The following is a 17496-nucleotide window of genomic DNA, read 5'->3' as shown; positions in this document are numbered from 1 at the left end:
GGGCGGATCAGAGATCAGGCAAGGCCTGCTCCGCGAATCCCCATCCGGCCAGAGACTTGGCTTGCGCGCGGGCGAGCAGAGCGGCGCGGTCTGCAATGGAAAAGGCGTTCGCCCGTTCAATGCCTGCCAGTTCGTTCCAGGTGACAGGGGCGGCGACGGGCGCCCCGATCCGCGCGCGGGCCGAGTATGGCAGCACAGCGGTGCTGCCGCGCTGGTTGCGCAGCCAGTCGATGAAAATGCGGCCTTTGCGTTTGGCCTTGCTCATGGTCGCGGTGAACTGGTCAGGCTCGGCCAGGCTCAGCGCTTCAGCGAACCTGCGGGCGAAATCCTTGTGCGCGTCCCATGTATGACCGGGCGAAAGCGGCGCGATGATATGCACCCCTTTCCCGCCCGAGAGCATGGCAAAACTGGTCAACCCGATATCCGCCAGCCGGTCGTGGATGTCGCGCGCTGCCTGCTTCACGTCGGCGAAATCGAGACCGGTGTCGGGGTCGAGGTCGAAGATCAGGCGCTCCGGCCGCTCGACGGCATCGCTGCGGGCACACCATCCGTGGAATTCGATCGTGCCCATCTGCACGCATTGCAGCAATCCTGCCGCATCGCTGATGCAGATGTAGTCAGCTGTTTCTCCGTCTTTCTCCAGAATGGGGACACTGTGAACGGACGGGCCGAGCCCGCCGCTGTCGTGTTTCTGGAAGAAGCACTTCCAGGCCCGACCCTGCGGACAGCGCACCAGACTGAGCGGGCGGCTGGCGGCAAAAGGCAGCATGATCGGCGCAATTGCCAGATAGTAGTCCGCCAGATCGCCCTTGGTCTGGCCGCTATCGGGGAAAATGACCCGCTCGCGATTCGAGATCGCAACAAGTTCAGGTTCGGCTGAGGAAACGGACACCGGTTTCTCGGGCTTCACGTCCTTTGCTTTCTTGTCGCTGCGCAGACCCAGATAACTGCCGTGGCGCACGCTGCCTGTAGCGGTGAACTCCGCAAAAGCGATTTCCGCCACCAGTTGCGGACTAACCCAGTGGACACCGCGTGCCGCCACCTTGTCGACAGGAACAGGCGGCGTTTTGCGCTCCAGCCGCTTCAGTGCGCCGGAAAGCTCTTCAAGATCGGCCGCGCCGAAACCTGTGCCGACATTGCCCTTGTACACCAGTTCGCCCCTTTCATGCTGGGCGAGCAGAAGAGAAGCGAACGGGCGACCTTTGGCACGTGACGGCTTCCAGCCGACGATGATGAATTCCTGCCTGCGGGTGCACTTGACCTTGACCCAGTCCCGCGACCTTTTTGAACGGTAGGTTCCGTCAATCCGCTTGGAGATTATCCCCTCCTGGCCCGCATCGCACATGGAGCGAAGCAATGCCTCGCCCGCGCCGATCACATGGTCAGCCACGCCGACCGGCGGCACGGCAGCGCTAAGCAACGCCTCGAGCCGTTCCTTGCGTTCGATATTGGGCAATCGGGTCAGATCCTCGCCCGAGATCTCGAGCACATCGAACGCATGGAATCCGAGCTTGTCGGCTTCCGATTGCGACCCATGCCCGCGCTTGAGCACGCTCTGCAGGGTGGAGAAATCGGGATTTCCTGCGGCATCGCTCGCCACAATCTCGCCGTCGATCAATGCAGGGGGAAGGTCGAGAGTGGCGATCTGCTTGACGAGGGGAGCGAACTTCTCGGTCCAGTCCTGCCCTGATCGGGTGAAGATTTTCACCCGCGCACCGTTCACGGCAACGAGCGCCCGATAGCCGTCGAACTTGATCTCGTGCATCCAGCCGTTTCCGGCAGGAACACTGTCCACCAGCGTGGCGAGTTGCGGGCCGCGGAAAGCCGGCAGCTGGCCGGCTTTCCCAGCCTTTGCCCTGCGAACGGGCGGCTTTGTGGTGGCAGCTGGTTTCCCCGCCGCAATTTCGGCCATCGATCGCCCGGTGGCGATGCTGGTCAATTCGCGCTCGACCAGAATGTCGCCCTCGGCAGCCTGTGCATCCTCTAGCTTGCGCAGGAGCCAGTTTTCGCGCTTCTCACCCGGCTTCTGCTTCAGCCGGATCAGCAACCAGTCACCCTTCATCCGCTCCCCGTCGAGGGAGAAGTGGAGATGGCCCTTGTCGAGGTCCTTGCTGCTCTTTCCCTCGACCGGGCTCCATGTGCCCCGATCCCACAGCATCACCGTGCCGCCGCCATATTCCCCGGCCGGGATGACCCCTTCGAACTCGGCATAGCTCATGGGATGGTCCTCGGTCCTCACTGCGAGGCGCTTGACCGAAGGGTCGGGCGAGGGTCCCTTGGTCACGGCCCAGCTCTTGAGGACGCCGTCCACTTCCAGCCGGAGATCCCAGTGCAGCCGGGTGGCGTCGTGCTTCTGCACGATGAACAGGTTGCCGCTGCTGCCTTGCGCGGCCTTTCCAGGCGGCTCGGCCGTCCGCGCGAAATCGCGCTTGGCATTATACAGGGAGAGGGGGTCAGCCTTCTGCGGCATCGTCCGATCCTGTGCGGAAACGACGGACGAACCGGGCCTCGACCAGGCGAAGCACGGTCAGCATCAGAAACCCGACCAATGCGGCAATTGCCACCAGCGGCCACTGCCCGGCGCCGCAGGCAATCCCGACCACCCCCGCGAGCCAGAGGTGGGCAGCCGTGGTGAGGTTGTGCACCTGCCCCTTGCTGAACACGATCAGGCCTGCACCGATTATGCCGATGAAGGCACCGGTTGCTTCATAGATGCGAAGGGGATCGGCGCGGACCGCGTCGAGCGTGTGCCACAGGCCCAGAATCGAGACAGTCATCGCTGCGGCGGAAAAGCAGATCAGGCCATGCGTCCGCATTCCGGCGGCATGCCCGCGCAATTCGCGATCCAGCCCCAGCAGCAAGCCCAACGTCGCAGCGATGCCCAGCCGGGAGAGCAGGTCGAGGTCGAACCAGTGGGCAAGAACGGGGGGATTGAGCTCCATCAGGAAGCCTTGCGCTTTCTGCCCGCTGGCTTGGCATCGGGCTTTGCATCCGCTTCCGAAACGGATTTTTTGAGCGCTGCCATAAGGTCTATGACATTGCCGGAGCGGCCTGTCCCTGCGTCTCCCGCATCTTCGATGATGGCCTTCTTGCTCTTCGACTTGTTCTTCTTGTCGATCAGCCGGCGTAATGCGTCAGTGTACCGGTCCTTGAACTCGCTGGCATCGAACGGCGCGCTGCGCTGTTCGATCAGCGTGCTGGCCAGTTCCAGCAAGTCTTTTTTGGGCCGGGCATCGTCGATGTCGTCAAAGAACGACTGCCCCTGCCGCACTTCGTCGGCATAGCGGAGCGTCTCGAGCAACATGCCCTTGCCGCAGGGCTTGATGGCGACGAGTTTCTCGGCGCCCCTGACCGACAACTGGCCGAGCGCCGCCTTGCGGCTTTTGCGGAGTGCTTCGCGCAGGACGATGAACGCCTCTTCCGCCAGTTCGTCCTGCGGGACAACGTAATAGGGTTTGTCGAAGTACAGCGGGTCAATGTCGCCGATATCAACGAACTGGACCAGTTCGAGCGTCCGCTTGCTCTCAACTTTGACCCCTTCAATTTCCTCGTCCTCCAGCAGGACGTAGTTGCCCTTGGAAACTTCGAAACCGCGGATGATCTCCTCCCGGTCGACCGGGCCGACGCCGGGCACGACCTTCTCGTAGGCAATGCGTTTGCCGCTGGGTTCGTGGATCTGGTTGAATCGCAATTTTGCGCCGGTCTGGATGGCAGAATAGATTTCAACGGGGAAACTCACCAGGGCGAGCCTCATATGGCCCTGCCAGTAAGCGCGCGCTGCCATTGTCCGCCTCCGTAAGGTATCGTTGTCAGGAGGATAACCGCCGCGCAGGGGCAACGGTTCCTTCAGGATCACGTTACGGCCCTGTCAGTGGCTCTTGCCGCCCTTGCGTGCGCTGGCATTGGTATCGGGTTTGCCCCGGCCGGAACCGGACTTGTTGCCGCCGCCGGAGTCCTTGTTAACCGTTGCCCACGCGCGGCGCTCGGCCTCGTCGTGGCTCACGCCGCGCTCCTCGTACCCTTCCTCGATGTGCTGCGCCTTGCGCTTCTGCTTGTCGGTATAGCTCGACTTGTCGCCTTGCGGCATCATTGCCTCCTTAGTTGACCGGTCAAATGAGTGGCTTCCCGCCTGTCACCGCGATTGTCGCGCCGGAAATGTAACTGGCCTCATCGCTTGCGAGCAGCACGTAGGCGGGGGCCAGTTCGGCCGGCTGGGCGGGCCGTCCGAGCGGATAGTCCTTGCCGAACTCCGCAACCTCCTCAGGTGGCATCGTGGCCGGAATCAGCGGGGTCCACACCGGTCCGGGCGCAACGCAGTTCACGCGGATCTTCTTCTCGGCGAGCAGTTGCGCCAACCCGGCGGTGAAGTTCTGGATGGCGCCCTTGGTGGTGGCATAGGCCAGCAGGGTCGGATTGGGATCGTCGGCGTTGATCGAGGTCGTGTTGATGATCGACCCGCCAGCGCTCATGTGCGGCAGGGCAGCCTTGGCGAGGTAGAACATGGCGTGGATGTTGACCGCGAAGGTCTTTTCCCACTCCTGATTGTCGATATCCTGCAGGCTTTCAAACGTCATCTGGTGGGCGGCATTGTTGACCAGCACGTCGATCTTCCCAGTGGTGGAAACGGCCTGGTCGATAATCGCCCGGCAGTGGGCAGGATCGCCGATGTCTCCCGGTACGAGCGTGCATTTCTGCCCCGCCTTTTCCACCCATCTGGCCGTTTCCTGCGCGTCCTTGTCTTCGGACAGATAGGAAATGACCAGATCAGCGCCTTCACGGGCAAAGGCGATGGCGACTGCGCGGCCTATACCGCTGTCACCGCCGGTGATTACGGCTGTCTTGCCTTCTAAACGCCCGTGCCCCCGATAGCTTTGTTCGCCATGGTCCGGGGCCGGATCCATCTTGCTGGTCTCGCCCGGCATCTCCTGCTGCTGGTCCGGGAAGGGCGGCTGCGGCTGTCTCTGCCGGTTGGTCACGGGAAACTCTCCTGTGCCAGGCGCACTCAGTGGGGAGGCAGTCGGACTGCTTCGACCTTGCCGAAAGTCTCACCCATACTTGTCGGTCGTTCGCTAAGGACGACTGGCGTTGAAAAAGGAAGAGGCCGCCCAGGGCGGCCTCCTCTCTCTGCATATCCGATCAGCGGTTGCGCTGCTCATCGCTCTGCCGGCCGTCGCTTTCGTTCGACTGCTTGCTGCGATCCTGCTGCTGCTCGCGCTGGCCCGGATTCTGGCCACCTTCGTTGGGCTGGCGGTTACGCTCGCCCTGCTGGTTGCTTCCGGGATTGCTCGGATTGTTGTGGTTGTTCTGATTGTTCATGACATCCTCTCTTTCTACCTCTGGGGGAGGTACAGAACTTACGCATGAAGCAGGTGATGGTTCCGCCAGAGCGACGGCTTGACCCCTTGTCGCGGCAGGCCGGTGTGTCAGGCCGCTGAATCTTCCAGACGCTGCCAGATGGATGATCGTTGCGAGGCGATATCGGCCAGGGAGAAGCCATCCAGATGCGCCAGAAAGGCTTCCAGCGCGCCTGCAAGTGCAGGCTTGAGGCCGCAGACCCCGTTGATTGTGCAGCGGCCGTCGGCCCCCATGCATCCCACGAAACCATCGAGGCGCTCAAAATCCCGAACGAGCCTGCCCACGTTGATATCGGGCGCGGGGCGCGAAAGGCGCATCCCGCCGCTTCGCCCGCGGGTAGTGGTCACATAGCCCGCACTGTTCAGTTGCTGGGCGACCTTGGCGAGATGGTTGCGCGAAATTCCGTAATGTTCCGCCATCCAGTCGACCGACAGGATCGCGTCGGTGGCCGCCAGCGCCATCAGCATCCGCAAGGCGTAATCGGTTTTCAGGCTGAACTGCATTAAACAGGTATATGAGATATTGATTTACGCGGCAAGGGCGGTAAACAGGTATTCCAGATACCGCTATATGAGTCGTCCCGATGACCCCCGTGCTCCGCAAAGCCCCCGCTCCCCGAAGCCCCCGCCCTGCAAGCCTAGGCGTAGCGCGCGCAAGGCAGGCAAAGCGTGACGAGGCTTTGCGTCTCGGCATCAACGAACAATTTATCGATGCCATGGTCGAAGGGTTCTACACGGAGGTCCGCGGCGACGCCCTGCTTGGCCCGATCTTTGAGGCCCGGATTACTGACTGGCCCCACCACCTGGCCCGGATGAAGCAATTCTGGCGCTCGATCCTGCACAACAGCGGCGAATTTTCCGGCAGCCCGATGGCCCGGCACATTGCCATTCCCGGGCTAGCCGAGATCCACTTCAGCCGCTGGCTGGAGCTGTTTTACGGCAACCTGCGCGCACTGGAGGCAGACCCCCGGGCTGCCCCTCTGGTCGGGGAGCGCGCACGCATGATCGCCGACAGCCTGATGACCGGGATCGCCGTTCACCGGGGCGGCGTCACCGGAGCCCTCGAGAAAAGGAGCCTGCCCCATGTTTGATCATGCCAACCACAGCCGCGAATTTGACCTTGCCGATAGGCTTGCCGAGCTTTTGCCGGAGGTGTCAGTCGCTCCACCGGTGCCCGAGGCGGCCCAGCCTGAAGCGCGTGGGTTTGAGCTGCCGGCCCGCATATGGGGCATCATGATCGGATGCTACGGCGTGTTTCTGGGTGCCCTCACCATTGCCCTTGGCTCGAACGGCCGGGCCTTGTTCGCCATCGTGATATCGCTGGTCTACGTCGTCGTGTTCTTCGCGGCCAGCCGCGTGCTGATGGCCCAAAACCCGGCCAGCGCACCGTCTCCGCTGGATCGAAATGGCGTTCTCATGACCCACTTCGGGCCGATGGACCGCAAGGCTGTCTATGGCCAGATCCTGGTCGTCCCCGTGGCCGTTGCCCTGTTCGGGCTCGCCGTGTCCGCAATAATTCTCTCGGTGCAGGGATGAGCGTGCAGCATGACGCAGGCTCGCATTCCCGGTTCAGCCTGCCACCTGAGGCGGAAGTCTACCGCCGCATTGGCCCGTTTGACCGGGGCAGTCTGCCCAAGGGGCTGCTCCGCGAACATAGTCTCAAGGATGGTACCTGGGCACAGGTGACGGTCCTTTCGGGCGCGGTCGCATTCCTGTGGGACGATGCCGGGAACGACGGCGCAGGGTCCGTCCTTGAGCGAGGTCAGGCGATTACCGTCCCGCCTCTGGTGCCCCACCACCTCGAACCGAAGGATCAGGATTTCCTTATCGCAATCGACTTCCTGTCAGTCCCGGCCTGACGCGCCACCGCGATGCGGTCCGGTGCGCGCTAGCCTTCTCGAACCTTGGACAGGAACCGGTCAACGTGGTCGCGCAGGGTGGTCGACTGGCGTTCGAGGTCGCTGGCGGATGACAGAACCTGTGCAGCTGCTGCGCCGGTCGCCAGGGCTGTCTCGCGGACGCCTTCGACATCGCCAAGCACTTGGTCGCTGCTGCGCGCGGCCAGATCGATGCTCCGGGCCAGGTCCTGTCCGGCGACGGATTGCTGGTCCACCGCAGAGGCAATCGAGATCGCGGTGGCCTCGAGCTGTTCGATCTGCTGGCTGACATTGCGCAGCGCCGCAACGCTGGCGTCGGTCGAGTTCTGCATCGAGCGGATCTGGGCCGCGACATCTTCCGTCGCCCGGCTGGTCTGCGCGGCCAGTTCCTTCACTTCCGACGCTACGACTGCGAATCCCCGGCCGGCCTCGCCGCCGCGAGCGGCCTCGATCGAGGCGTTGAGCGCGAGGAGGTTGGTGCGCCGGGCGATGGTCTGAATCAGTTCGACCACCTGGCTGACTTCGACCGCTGCCGAGGACAGGCGCGAGATCGTCGCATCTGCCTCGTCGGCCGAATCCGATGCCCTGCGGGCAAGCTCGGCTGAGGTCGCTGCCTGACGGCTTATTTCCCCGATCGACATGGCAAACTCGTCGCTTGCGGCAGCCGCTGCCGTGGCGCCGCCAGACGCTTCATGCATTGCACCGGCTACGCGCCCGGCCTGGTGCGAAGCGGACTCTGCGGCATCGGCCATCGACTTGGCTGTGGTCTTGAGCTGGCTCGATGCGGCTGCAACGCTGGCGACCACTTCGCCGACCGTGTGGCTGAACTGTTCGGACAGTTGCGCCAGGATCCGCTTGCGTTCCGCCCGCGCCCGTTCGCGCTCCGCGAACAACTCGTCCAGCTTGAAGCCCGACTTGTGGAACACATTGAGCGCCCGCGCCATCTCCCCGATTTCATCCTGCCGGTCGAGCCCGGTTACAGCGATGTCGCGCTCGCCACTGGCAAGGCGGGTCATGTCGCTGGCCAGCTTGCCGAGCGCCCCTGAGGTGTGGTCGCGCAAACGCACATACCAGCCGAACCCTGCCAGCGAGACGAACGCCACCAGACCAAGGGCGAACAGGCTGGTGTTCCACAACACGGCCCGCGCTTCGTCGATGTCGGCGGCATTGCTGGCTTGCCACATGCCTGCTGCACCGATCAGCAGCAGGGCAAACGTGGTGCCCGCGCTGATGCCGACGGTAAGCCGGAACTTGGCGGAAAACGGCTGGTCATTGAACCAGCGCGTTGCCCGCCCGACTGCAGAGCGTTCCTCTGCCAGGCCGTCGGCAGCGGTCTCGATGGCGGCGATTTCCGACGCCATGGCATCGGTCAGAACGTTGGTATGCGCGTTCATGCTTCACTCCGTTTCATCTGGGGCGGTGCGAGATGCTGGGCAATCTGGTCAGCTGGCATGGCCTTGAAGTAGAGCCATCCCTGGATCTGGTCGCATCCCGCGCTGCGGACCATCTGGGCCTGGGCTTCAGTCTCGACGCCCTCGGCTGCCACGTTCATGTGCAGCGCCCGCGCCATCGAGATGCTGGACAGCATCATGGCCCGGCTGCTTTCGTCGGCCGCCGAATCCACCACCAGTGACCGGTCGAGCTTCAGCTTGTCGAACCGGAACCGGCGCAGGAAGCCGATCGAGGCATAGCCGGTGCCGAAATCGTCAAGCGACACATTGACGCCGAAACTTCGGATGAGCGCCAGGCTGCGCTCTGCCACGACGGGGTCGAGCACCAGCGAAGTCTCGGTGATTTCCAGTTCGAGCCGCTCGGCCGGGAAGCCCGTTTCTTCAAGAATATTGCCAAGCTCGACCGGGAACTCGAAGTTCCGCAGCTGCGCTGCCGAGACATTGACCGACATCTTGATGCCGTTCCAGCCAAGGGCATCGGTGCAAGCCCGCCGCAGGACCCACAGCCCGATTGCGTTGATCAGCCCGGACTCCTCGGCCACCGGAATGAACACGTTGGGCCCGATTGCAGTGCCGTCTGGCCGGACCCAGCGGATCAGCGATTCGACCGCTACTACCTCGCCGCTGCAGGCATCGACCAGCGGCTGATAATGCACCTGGAACTCGTCATTCAGCAGGGCTGTGCGCAACTGGTGGTCCAGATCGCGCATCGCCTCGAGGCTGCGGTCGAAATCGGGCTGGTACCAGCTGCAGCGCATCTTTCCGCTGCGCTTGGAGACATACATCGAGATATCGGCCCGGCGCAGCAGCTCGGATGAAGGGAGGTTCTCTGCACCTGCCGAGCGGGCCAGGCCGATGCTGGCACCGATGGCAATGCGACGGTCGTCCACTGCCAGGGGGTGACCGAGGCGATCAAGGAATGTCCGGCAGATGCCTTCCAGCACCGTGCCGGCCACTGGGCCGCATACGGTGATCGCGAACTCGTCGCCGCCCAGGCGGAAAGCTGTGGCATGAATTCCGCATACCTCGCGCAGCTTCCCGGCGAGCAGCTTGATCATGGTGTCGCCGACGCTGTGGCCGTAAAGATCGTTGAGCATCTTGAAATCGTCGAGGTCGATCAGAGCCACAGCGACTTCACCGCCATCCTCCCGTTCCCGGCGTACTCGGGCGTGCAGGGCACGGCGATTCGGCAGGCCGCACAGGCTGTCTGTCAGGCCGAAGCCTTCCAGACGGTCAATGTAGTCGAGATTGATGCGCCCGAGGATGATGGCGGTTGGCACATAGATCAGGATGGTGACGAACAGGATCCACTGACCGAGTGCGGGATCCAGCCGGTCCCCCAGCAGGGCCAGGCCGCACGCGGTCGCGAACAGCACGGTCAGTACCAGGAACGGCGCATGAACCCATGCGCGCGTACCCAGACTGTTTTCGTCCTGAATGGTGGCCAATTGTCATCCCTCGCGTGGTGCGGCGTGCCTCTGTGCTACCTTGCTGCGACTAAGGAACTGTTAAGCCGGATTTTACCTTGTTATCCGGTCACCTGATGCTAGCCCGGGCTTGCCGGACGGGCGCATTGCTTGCCGATTTCCGGCGGCAGAGGCCCTGGTTGCCTTCGACCGGCTCGAAAATGCCGGTGCGCCCTACGACCGTCTCGCCTGCGCCCAGCATCAGCCAGCCGTCTTCCGCAAGCGCCTGATCAAGCCGGGCAAAGGCGCGTTCGCGCGTCGGGCCGTCGAAATAGAGCAGGACGTTGCGGCACAGTACCAGATCGAACGGACGCGCATGGTCGAACGGGTCAAGGATGTTGCGCCGTTCGAAGCGGACCATGGCGCGCAAGGCGTCGTTGGGTGCCCAGCCATTCGGGGTTTCGTGGAACCAGCCGAGCATCTGACCGACCGAAAGGCCGCGCTGGATCTCGAACTGGCTGTAACAGGCATGGTGTGCCGCAGCGACGGCCCGACCGGAAACGTCAGTACCGACAATCTCCACGCTCCAGCCGCGCCAGCGTTCCGGTTCCTGGGCGAACAGGATCGCCATGGTGTAGGCTTCTTGTCCGGTTGAACAACCGGCCGACCAGATCCGCAGGCGGCGGGCGCCGGCACGGCGGGCGGCAAGATCGGGCAGGACCTTGCCCGCCAGCATTTCGAACATCGGCCGGTCGCGGAAGAAGTAGGTCTCGTTGTTGAGCAGAGCCTCGACCACGTCACGGGCGAGAATGTCGGCACCGGATTCGGCCAGCAGGCAGGCGAGCTGGTCGACATTGCTGATGCCCTGTTCGCGGAACAGCCCGGCAAGTGCGGTGTCGATGCGCCAGCGCCGCCCTTCGGTCAGCTGCTGCCCGGTGCGGGCGCGCAGGAGATCCGCCACAACGCTGTGAGAGGCGCTGAACCCGCTCATCGCCCGAGCCCGCAAAAAGCGGCGATCCGGATGCCAAGCTGGTCTGGCGGCAGGATAGCTTCGGCCAGACCTGCTTCGACGATCGCCCGGGGCATCCCCCAGACAGCCGAGCTGGCCTGGTCCTGCACGAGAATGCGACCTCCAGCCCTGACCAGGTCCACCGCACCAAGGGCGCCGTCGCGGCCCATGCCGGAAAGAACGACGGCAAGGGTTCTGGCACCGGCGGTGCGGGCGAGAGATTCGAAGAGGGGATCGACCGAGGGGGTGCAGCCGCTCGGTGCCGGCTTGGTTGAGCTGCCAAGCACGAGCGCGTCGCCATGTTGCTGTACCAGCAGATGGCTGGCGCCGCTGGCAACGTAGATACGACCCGGCATTAGCTGCATGCCATCTTCACCGACAATCGTTTCGCGGTCCGAAGCCAGCTGCAATTGCCGGGCAAACACCTTGGCAAACGACGCCGGAAGGTGCTGGACCACGACCAGTGGCTGGCTGACCCCACCGGGCAGATGCCGCAGGAGCTGCCCCAACGCATGAATCCCGCCCGTTGATGCGCCCACCGCAATCACGGATGGTATAAGCGCGGGAGCATGGGGCCGGCCCGGCGCAGAGCGTACTGGCGGAGTGACTTTCTCGCACGCCGGCATCGGCTCCAGCTTTGCCAGGGCGCGGACGCGCTGCACCAGGGCACGGCGGTATTCCTCATCGAACTGGCCTGAACGGGGCTTCAGCATGGTGTCGGCCGCGCCCATGGCCAGCGCGGCGAGCGTATGTTCGGCCCCGGCCTCAGTCAGGGAAGATACCACCAGCACCGGCAGGCGGGGCCGGGCCGCCAGCAGCCGCGGCAATGTTTCCAGCCCGCCCATTCCCGGCATATCCAGATCGAGCAGCACGACGTCTGCAGACGTGCGGGCCAGCTCGCTCAGAGCGAGCTCTCCGCTGCTGACCTTGGCGACGATTTCCATGTCGGGCTCGGGGTCGATTACCCGGGACAGGATGGTGCGGACAATCAGCGAATCGTCCACTACCATCACCCGGATCGGGCGCGCATCAGCCTGTTTTGCCGCACTTTCAGGTGTTTCGCTCAGGGCAGTCGGGGCCATCATCCTGGCCTCAGCCCATGCCCACCAGCTGGAGTTTGATCTGCAAGGTTTCGTGATCGAACGGCTTCATGACGTATTCGTCGGCCCCCGCTTCGATCGCTTCTCGAATGTGGGCCACGTCGTTTTCGGTCGTACAGAACACCACTTTGGGCCGGTCGCCGCCAGACCGCTGGCGGAGCTGGACGATGAATTCGATCCCGGTCATGACCGGCATGTTCCAGTCCAGCATGATCAGGTCGGGCATGGCCTCGCCACAGCGTTCCAGCCCGACAAGGCCGTTTTCCGCCTCATCGACCGAGAACCCCAGCGATTCGAGAATATGCCGTGAGACCTTGCGGATTACCCGCGAGTCGTCGACGATCAGGCAGGTTTTCACTGGTTCAGTTCCTTGTGGTCAGGCCGGAAGGCTATGGCCTTTAGGTTAACGTAGGCCTTACGCAGCACGGGCCTGCGCTCCGTCTGGTCCGGCAACCAGGCACGGAATGGAAACCAGCACGGCCGGGCCGGCCGCCGTTTCAATCAGTCCTTCGGCAACATCGTCCCAGTTCCGGCCAAGCGAAGCCTCGGACGGAGCGGGCGCCGAAAGGGCTTCGGCAACATCCACAACCCGGTCAACCAGCAGGGCATAGGCATGACCGTCCACCTCGACCACGGCAGCCCGCCCTTCGGTGGGCCAGTCCGTCGGACATAGACCGATGGCGGCGCGCGTATCGATGACTGTCAGCGCCCGGCTACGCAGCGCGGTGAGGCCAGCGACATGGGGTTGGGCCAGCGGCACCGGTGCCACCTGGTCGAGTTCGACCACTGACTGCACCGCTGCGCCAGGGATGGCTGCGCAGCGTCCTGCGATGGTCACAAGCAGAAGCAGATCGCCCATCACGCTGTCCTCGCGGCATTGCCCAGCGCGGCGAGGAGCGCCGCGCGGTCGTAGCGGTAGATAGAGCCCGGGTCCTGAGCCACTGGTTCCGGGGTGGCGCGGAGCCGGATGACGGGCACGCCTGTAGGCTGTGCTGGCTCCTCGGTCTCGGCCGCAATCACGATGTCGCAGGGATCGGGTGCATCCGCGCCGATCACCGCGTAACCGGCGCTTTCAAGCAGTGGCCGCAGGAAAGTCCCGGCCCAGCCATCGTCCTGTGGCAGACGGCAGGTCCGGGGCCGGGCCGCAGGTACCAGCCCGACATGGCGGGCGAACAGGGCATGGCTGTCGACGATCACTGTTGCCTCGCCCTCGATCACGGCCGTGCCTTCGAGAATGTCGTCGCCAGGCAGGGGAATGATGTCACCCGTCAGGTCGGCCGTGTTGTCGATCGCCGCAGCGGCAAGGATAAGGTCGGTCGCCCCGTCGGATAGCCACAAGGCCGGGAAACCAGCCAGCGGCAATTCGCGGCCTTCCAGCCCCGCCATCGGCAGCGTTCTGCCATCAATGGTGACCCGGCAATGCGCCCCTTCGATGGTGACTGCATTCCGCTCAAGCGTAACAATGCGCCGCACCGTCGCCATCCGGACACCGCGCCGCCTGCCCGAGAAATCGGTGAACAGGATTACCTGTTCGGCTTCGATCTGCGCAGCGCCGATACCCTGATCAGTGTCCTGCGCGCGCCGGGCACGGAGGGGGTTGGTCAGGCGGTGGCGGGCCGCGATGTTCGGCATGTCGAGCATCAGGATCGGGTGACCGTCGTCAAGCAGGGTCGAGCCGGCATAGACCCCTGCGGCCATCACTGCCGGGGCGAGCGGCTTGACCACGAGGTCTTCGTTGTCCAGCACCCGGTCAACGATCAGCGCGTAGAGATCGCCTGCGGCCAGGCGGACGAACACGAACACCGCCTGCCGGACCGGAACAGTCTCGACCTGCCCCAGCACGTGCGCCAGCGCGATGGCGGGCACACTCTTATCCCGGAAAGTCACAAAGCGGGCGTCGCCCAGTTCTTCCACCGCAATGCCCGCGGCGTTCCCGCGGGCGATCTCCTCGATGTAGGAGCGGGGGATGGCATAGCGCTGCCCCCCGCTCTCCACGGTCAGTCCGGCGATGATGCTCAGGGTCAGCGGCAGTTCGAGGATGAAGAGTGTGCCTTCGCCCGGCTCGCTTTCCACCCGGATGGCCCCGCCGACCTTTTCCAGGTTTGCGCGCACCACGTCCATCCCCACGCCCCGGCCCGAAACGCCGCTGACCGTCTCCGCCGTGGACAGGCCCGGTTCGAAGATCAGGGCCAGCTTGCGCTCGTGGGACAGTGCCTCGATCTCGTCCCGGGTGCCCATCCCCTGGGCTGCGGCCTTGGCCGTGATCCGGGTGAGGTCGAGGCCCCGCCCGTCGTCGCTCACGGCCAGCAGGATGCGGTTACCCGCCTGGCGCGCCGAGACGGTCAGCAGCCCGATTTCGCGCTTGCCGCTGGCAAGCCGGTCGGACGGGCGCTCGATACCGTGGTCGATGGCGTTGCGGATGATATGGGTCAGCGGATCGCGCACCATCTCGACCATTTCACGGTCGAGTTCGACATCGCCGCCCTGCAGGTCGAGCATGACTTGCTTGCCGAGTTCGGCACCCAGATCGCGCACCAGGCGGGGCAGCGAATTGTAGAGGTGCTCGATCCGCTGCATCCGCATCCGCGTCACACCTTCGCGGACATCATCGAGGATGGCAGACAGGCGCTCGAACGGCCCGTCGATTGTCGGCTGGTTGCCGGCCTCGCGCAGGCGGCGGGCGAGGTCGTTGCGGGCCAGGACCATGTCGGAAATGCCACTCATCAGGCGGTCGAGCAGGTCGACTGGCAGGCGGATCGAGCGTCGGCCTGCGGCCGGGCCCGAGCCGCGCCGTTCCTGATCCGCGCCGGCATTGCCGTCCGGTTCCACCAGATCCGCCGCAGTGTCCGGTTCGAGAGCTGCGATCAGGCGCTCATCGCTCGTGGCGGGCAAATCTGCCCCAGCCTCAATGGCGGAGACCAGTTCGCCGATCCGGTCAATCACAGCGAGCACCGCGTTGACGAGATGGGTGCCCGGTTGACGCCGCCCGGCGCGCACTTCGGAAAGGGCGCTTTCAGCCGCATGGCTGAGTTGTTCGAGCCGGGGAAAGTCGAAGAAGCCGCAGTTGCCTTTGACGGTATGGACGAAGCGGAAAATGGCGTCGAGCCGCGCCCGGTCGCCCGGGTCGGATTCCCACGCGACCAGTTCGCCTTCTATTGCGGCCAGCATTTCGCGGGTTTCGGCCACGAACTCCGCCAGCAGATCGTCCATGTTATCGCCCCCGGTTGGTCGGAAACGGTTTATGGACGGGCTTGGTTAACGTTCGGTCACCGGCCGGAGGCGCCCGAGAGAGCGGGCCGGGGCGGAGCGGCGAGCACCCGCCAGGCGACGAAGGCCGCCACGATGCCGCCGCCGAGATTGGCGACCAGCTCGGCGCCGTAGATCGCGTCCGCGCCCCAGGTTCCGCGCAGCAGCCAGGCGAACGGCAGCATCAGGAAGAACACCCGGGCGAAACTTTGCGCCAGCGCATAGGCCGAGCGATCGACCGCATTCAGCGCGCCGTTGGCGACGATCAGCAGGCCAAAGCCGGCATATCCCCAGACCGAGATCGCCAGGTAGGTCGAAAAGGCCTCGATCAGAGCCGGATCGGAACTGAACACGCCGCCGAACCAGTCGCCGAACAGCCAGAGCAGTGCGCCGGTGCCAAGGCCATAGGCGAGGCAGAACAGCCCTGCCTCGAACAGGGCCAGCCGCGCGCGGTCATGCTCGCCTGCGCCCCAGTTCTGCCCGACTATCGCCCCGATCGAACCCGACAGGGCGAGCAGGGGGACCACGGCAAAGCTCTGCAACCGGCCCGCTGCGCCAAATCCGGCTACGGCGGCCTGCCCCTCGGAGGCCAGCAGGCCAGTGAGCACGGCTAGGCCGACCGGGTTGATTGCGTTTGAGAGCGCGGCGGGGCCCGCCACCCGCATGATCGCGCGGGCGGATTCGCCCATCCGGCACTGGCGAATCAGAGCGGGGTTTATCGGGAGGTGGGTCCGCGCGATGAACCACAATGCCAGCAGGCAGGCAAAGCCGTATCCGGCCAGCATGGCATAGGCTGCCCCTGCAAGGCCCAGACCGCCGATGCCCAGCGCCCCGGTAATCAGGAACGGATTGAGCACCCAGTTGATCGCCGCGTAGGCCAGCGAGATGAGCGAATTCATCCGCGCCTCGCCCTGTCCGCGCAGCACGCCGTTCAGCGCCATCTGCAACAGGAGCAGCGGCAGCCCCAGCGCATAAGGTGCCATGAATTCGCGGATCAGAGGGCGCAGAGCGCTATCAGCCTGCATCAGGCGGAACAGCGGGTCGATCAGCAGGTAGAGCGCCAGCCCCAGCACTGCCCCGGTCGCCAGCGCGAAGACTGCGCCGAAATTGGCTCGCCGCGCCGCCTGCTCGACATCGCCCGCGCCGAGCGAACGGGCGATGACCGAATTGATCCCGACCATCACGCCCACGCCGAGGCTCGACACGGCAATCACCACCGGAAAGATGAAGGCGACTGCCGCCAGCTGTGCACTACCCAGCCGCCCGATGTAGTAGGCGTTGAGCAGCGCGACAGACATCAGCGCCGCAACGCCGAGGATATTGGGGAGGGTCTGCGATACGAGATGCCCGCGAATGGAGCCTCGGGTCAGTTTCGCGGTCTCGCTCATTGGCTGCGGGCCTAGCTTGCCGTGCCGGTAGTGGGAAGCGCTATCGCATCACTTGTGCGCGACTTGCCCCGCGTGCGATAGCCTTGGGCGTAGCAGGACAAGGTGCCCCAATGCCGCGGATAACCGTGAACGAGCGACCGCTCGAATTCGACATGGATGGAGCGACGCCGCTGCTCTGGGCGCTGCGCGACGCCGCCAACCTCACTGGCACAAAGTATGGCTGTGGCAACGGTGATTGCGGCGCCTGCATGGTGCTGGTCGATGGCGAGGCACTGCGCAGCTGCCTGATCACACTGGATGAGGCCGAGGGCCGCTACATCACCACGATCGAGGGGCTCAGCCGCGATCGCTCGCACCCGGTCCAGCAGGCACTTGTTGCCGAAGGTGCGATCCAGTGCGGGTTCTGCACGCCGGGTATCGCCATCGCTGCGGCAGCGCTGCTGCGCAAAACGGTTGCCCCGACCGATGACGAAGTCCGCGCCGCGATCCCCAACCTGTGCCGCTGCGGGGTCTATCCCCGGCTGGTCCGCGCCGTGCAGCGCGCCGGGAGGGTGATGGCCCGCCGCGAGACGATCAGCGCTGCACCTGCGCCGGGCATCGATCCGGCGGACGCCGCCCGGGAGGTTCCCGCCATGGCTGCGCCCGCCGGGGAATAGGTAAGGCGC

General features: G+C 64.6%; 18 protein-coding genes and 1 pseudogene. 4 read left to right on the top strand and 15 right to left on the bottom strand.

What is annotated here, in order from left to right; all coding sequences use genetic code 11:
• Nucleotides 1–7 precede the first annotated feature (7 nt).
• The 7 genes and pseudogenes from ligD to U4960_RS15345 form a co-directional block, all read right to left on the bottom strand.
• Nucleotides 8–2470, bottom strand: a complete 2463-nt coding sequence (gene ligD / locus U4960_RS15375) for a DNA ligase D (protein ID WP_324261481.1) — start codon at nucleotides 2468–2470, stop codon at nucleotides 8–10.
• Nucleotides 2454–2942 (bottom strand): MgtC/SapB family protein, encoded by a 489-nt coding sequence (locus tag U4960_RS15370; protein ID WP_324261480.1) that lies wholly within the window; start codon nucleotides 2940–2942, stop codon nucleotides 2454–2456. Before U4960_RS15370 ends, ligD begins: the two co-directional genes overlap by 17 nt.
• Entirely contained in the window at nucleotides 2942–3784 is an 843-nt protein-coding gene (locus U4960_RS15365; protein ID WP_324261479.1) for a Ku protein, read from the bottom strand. Before U4960_RS15365 ends, U4960_RS15370 begins: the two co-directional genes overlap by 1 nt.
• 93 nt (nucleotides 3785–3877) lie before the next feature.
• Nucleotides 3878–4087: pseudogene (locus U4960_RS15360) on the bottom strand (plasmid stabilization protein); the annotation flags it as partial.
• 22 nt (nucleotides 4088–4109) lie between these two features.
• Nucleotides 4110–4922: a glucose 1-dehydrogenase gene (locus U4960_RS15355; RefSeq protein ID WP_416379125.1), complete on the bottom strand. Its 813-nt coding sequence runs from the start codon at nucleotides 4920–4922 to the stop codon at nucleotides 4110–4112.
• A 214-nt stretch (nucleotides 4923–5136) separates the two neighbouring features.
• Nucleotides 5137–5316 (bottom strand): hypothetical protein, encoded by a 180-nt coding sequence (locus U4960_RS15350; protein ID WP_324261477.1) that lies wholly within the window; start codon nucleotides 5314–5316, stop codon nucleotides 5137–5139.
• Nucleotides 5317–5423: 107 nt separating this feature from the next.
• Complete coding sequence (locus U4960_RS15345) at nucleotides 5424–5858, bottom strand: RrF2 family transcriptional regulator (RefSeq protein WP_324261476.1); 435 nt, start codon at nucleotides 5856–5858, stop codon at nucleotides 5424–5426.
• Nucleotides 5859–6034: 176 nt separating this feature from the next.
• Here U4960_RS15345 and U4960_RS15340 point away from each other — a divergent pair, with 176 nt between their 5' ends.
• From U4960_RS15340 to U4960_RS15330, 3 genes are read left to right on the top strand one after another with little or no spacing between them, the layout of a single operon-like run.
• Nucleotides 6035–6445: a group III truncated hemoglobin gene (locus U4960_RS15340; protein ID WP_324261475.1), complete on the top strand. Its 411-nt coding sequence runs from the start codon at nucleotides 6035–6037 to the stop codon at nucleotides 6443–6445.
• On the top strand, nucleotides 6438–6890 hold the full coding sequence (locus tag U4960_RS15335) for a hypothetical protein (RefSeq protein ID WP_324261474.1): 453 nt from the start codon (nucleotides 6438–6440) through the stop codon (nucleotides 6888–6890). The genes U4960_RS15340 and U4960_RS15335 overlap by 8 nt, the downstream gene beginning before the upstream one ends.
• Nucleotides 6887–7213, top strand: coding sequence for a DUF1971 domain-containing protein (locus U4960_RS15330; RefSeq protein WP_324261473.1), 327 nt, complete (start codon nucleotides 6887–6889; stop codon nucleotides 7211–7213). Before U4960_RS15335 ends, U4960_RS15330 begins: the two co-directional genes overlap by 4 nt.
• A gap of 29 nt (nucleotides 7214–7242) precedes the next feature.
• On the opposite strand, the gene U4960_RS15325 is transcribed toward U4960_RS15330, so the two are convergent.
• The 8 genes from U4960_RS15325 to U4960_RS15290 all read right to left on the bottom strand — a co-directional run bounded on the left by U4960_RS15325 (nucleotide 7243) and on the right by U4960_RS15290 (nucleotide 16831).
• Nucleotides 7243–8625, bottom strand: coding sequence for a methyl-accepting chemotaxis protein (locus tag U4960_RS15325; protein ID WP_324261472.1), 1383 nt, complete (start codon nucleotides 8623–8625; stop codon nucleotides 7243–7245).
• Nucleotides 8622–10130 carry a putative bifunctional diguanylate cyclase/phosphodiesterase gene (locus tag U4960_RS15320; protein WP_324261471.1) on the bottom strand — a complete coding sequence of 503 codons (1509 nt, stop codon included), beginning with the start codon at nucleotides 10128–10130 and terminating at the stop codon, nucleotides 8622–8624. The genes U4960_RS15325 and U4960_RS15320 overlap by 4 nt, the downstream gene beginning before the upstream one ends.
• Nucleotides 10131–10218: 88 nt before the next feature.
• Entirely contained in the window at nucleotides 10219–11079 is an 861-nt protein-coding gene (locus U4960_RS15315; protein WP_324261470.1) for a CheR family methyltransferase, read from the bottom strand.
• Nucleotides 11076–12182, bottom strand: coding sequence for a chemotaxis-specific protein-glutamate methyltransferase CheB (gene cheB / locus U4960_RS15310; protein WP_324261469.1), 1107 nt, complete (start codon nucleotides 12180–12182; stop codon nucleotides 11076–11078). Before cheB ends, U4960_RS15315 begins: the two co-directional genes overlap by 4 nt.
• A gap of 7 nt (nucleotides 12183–12189) precedes the next feature.
• Nucleotides 12190–12555, bottom strand: coding sequence for a response regulator (locus U4960_RS15305; RefSeq protein ID WP_324261468.1), 366 nt, complete (start codon nucleotides 12553–12555; stop codon nucleotides 12190–12192).
• Between the two features lie 57 nt (nucleotides 12556–12612).
• The gene (locus U4960_RS15300; protein ID WP_324261467.1) at nucleotides 12613–13056 is read right to left on the bottom strand and encodes a chemotaxis protein CheW; all 444 of its coding nucleotides are present in this window, start codon (nucleotides 13054–13056) and stop codon (nucleotides 12613–12615) included.
• Nucleotides 13056–15407, bottom strand: coding sequence for a chemotaxis protein CheA (locus U4960_RS15295; RefSeq protein ID WP_324261466.1), 2352 nt, complete (start codon nucleotides 15405–15407; stop codon nucleotides 13056–13058). The genes U4960_RS15300 and U4960_RS15295 overlap by 1 nt, the downstream gene beginning before the upstream one ends.
• Nucleotides 15408–15463: 56 nt before the next feature.
• Complete coding sequence (locus U4960_RS15290) at nucleotides 15464–16831, bottom strand: MATE family efflux transporter (protein WP_324261465.1); 1368 nt, start codon at nucleotides 16829–16831, stop codon at nucleotides 15464–15466.
• A gap of 110 nt (nucleotides 16832–16941) precedes the next feature.
• Here U4960_RS15290 and U4960_RS15285 point away from each other — a divergent pair, with 110 nt between their 5' ends.
• On the top strand, nucleotides 16942–17487 hold the full coding sequence (locus U4960_RS15285) for a (2Fe-2S)-binding protein (protein ID WP_324261464.1): 546 nt from the start codon (nucleotides 16942–16944) through the stop codon (nucleotides 17485–17487).
• Nucleotides 17488–17496: the final 9 nt, after the last annotated feature.

The sequence above is a fragment of the Altererythrobacter sp. H2 genome (assembly GCF_035319885.1).
Classification (GTDB): Bacteria; Pseudomonadota; Alphaproteobacteria; order Sphingomonadales; family Sphingomonadaceae; genus 34-65-8.
Note: the sequence above shows the minus strand (reverse complement) of the source record. Positions and strands in the feature narration are given on the sequence as shown.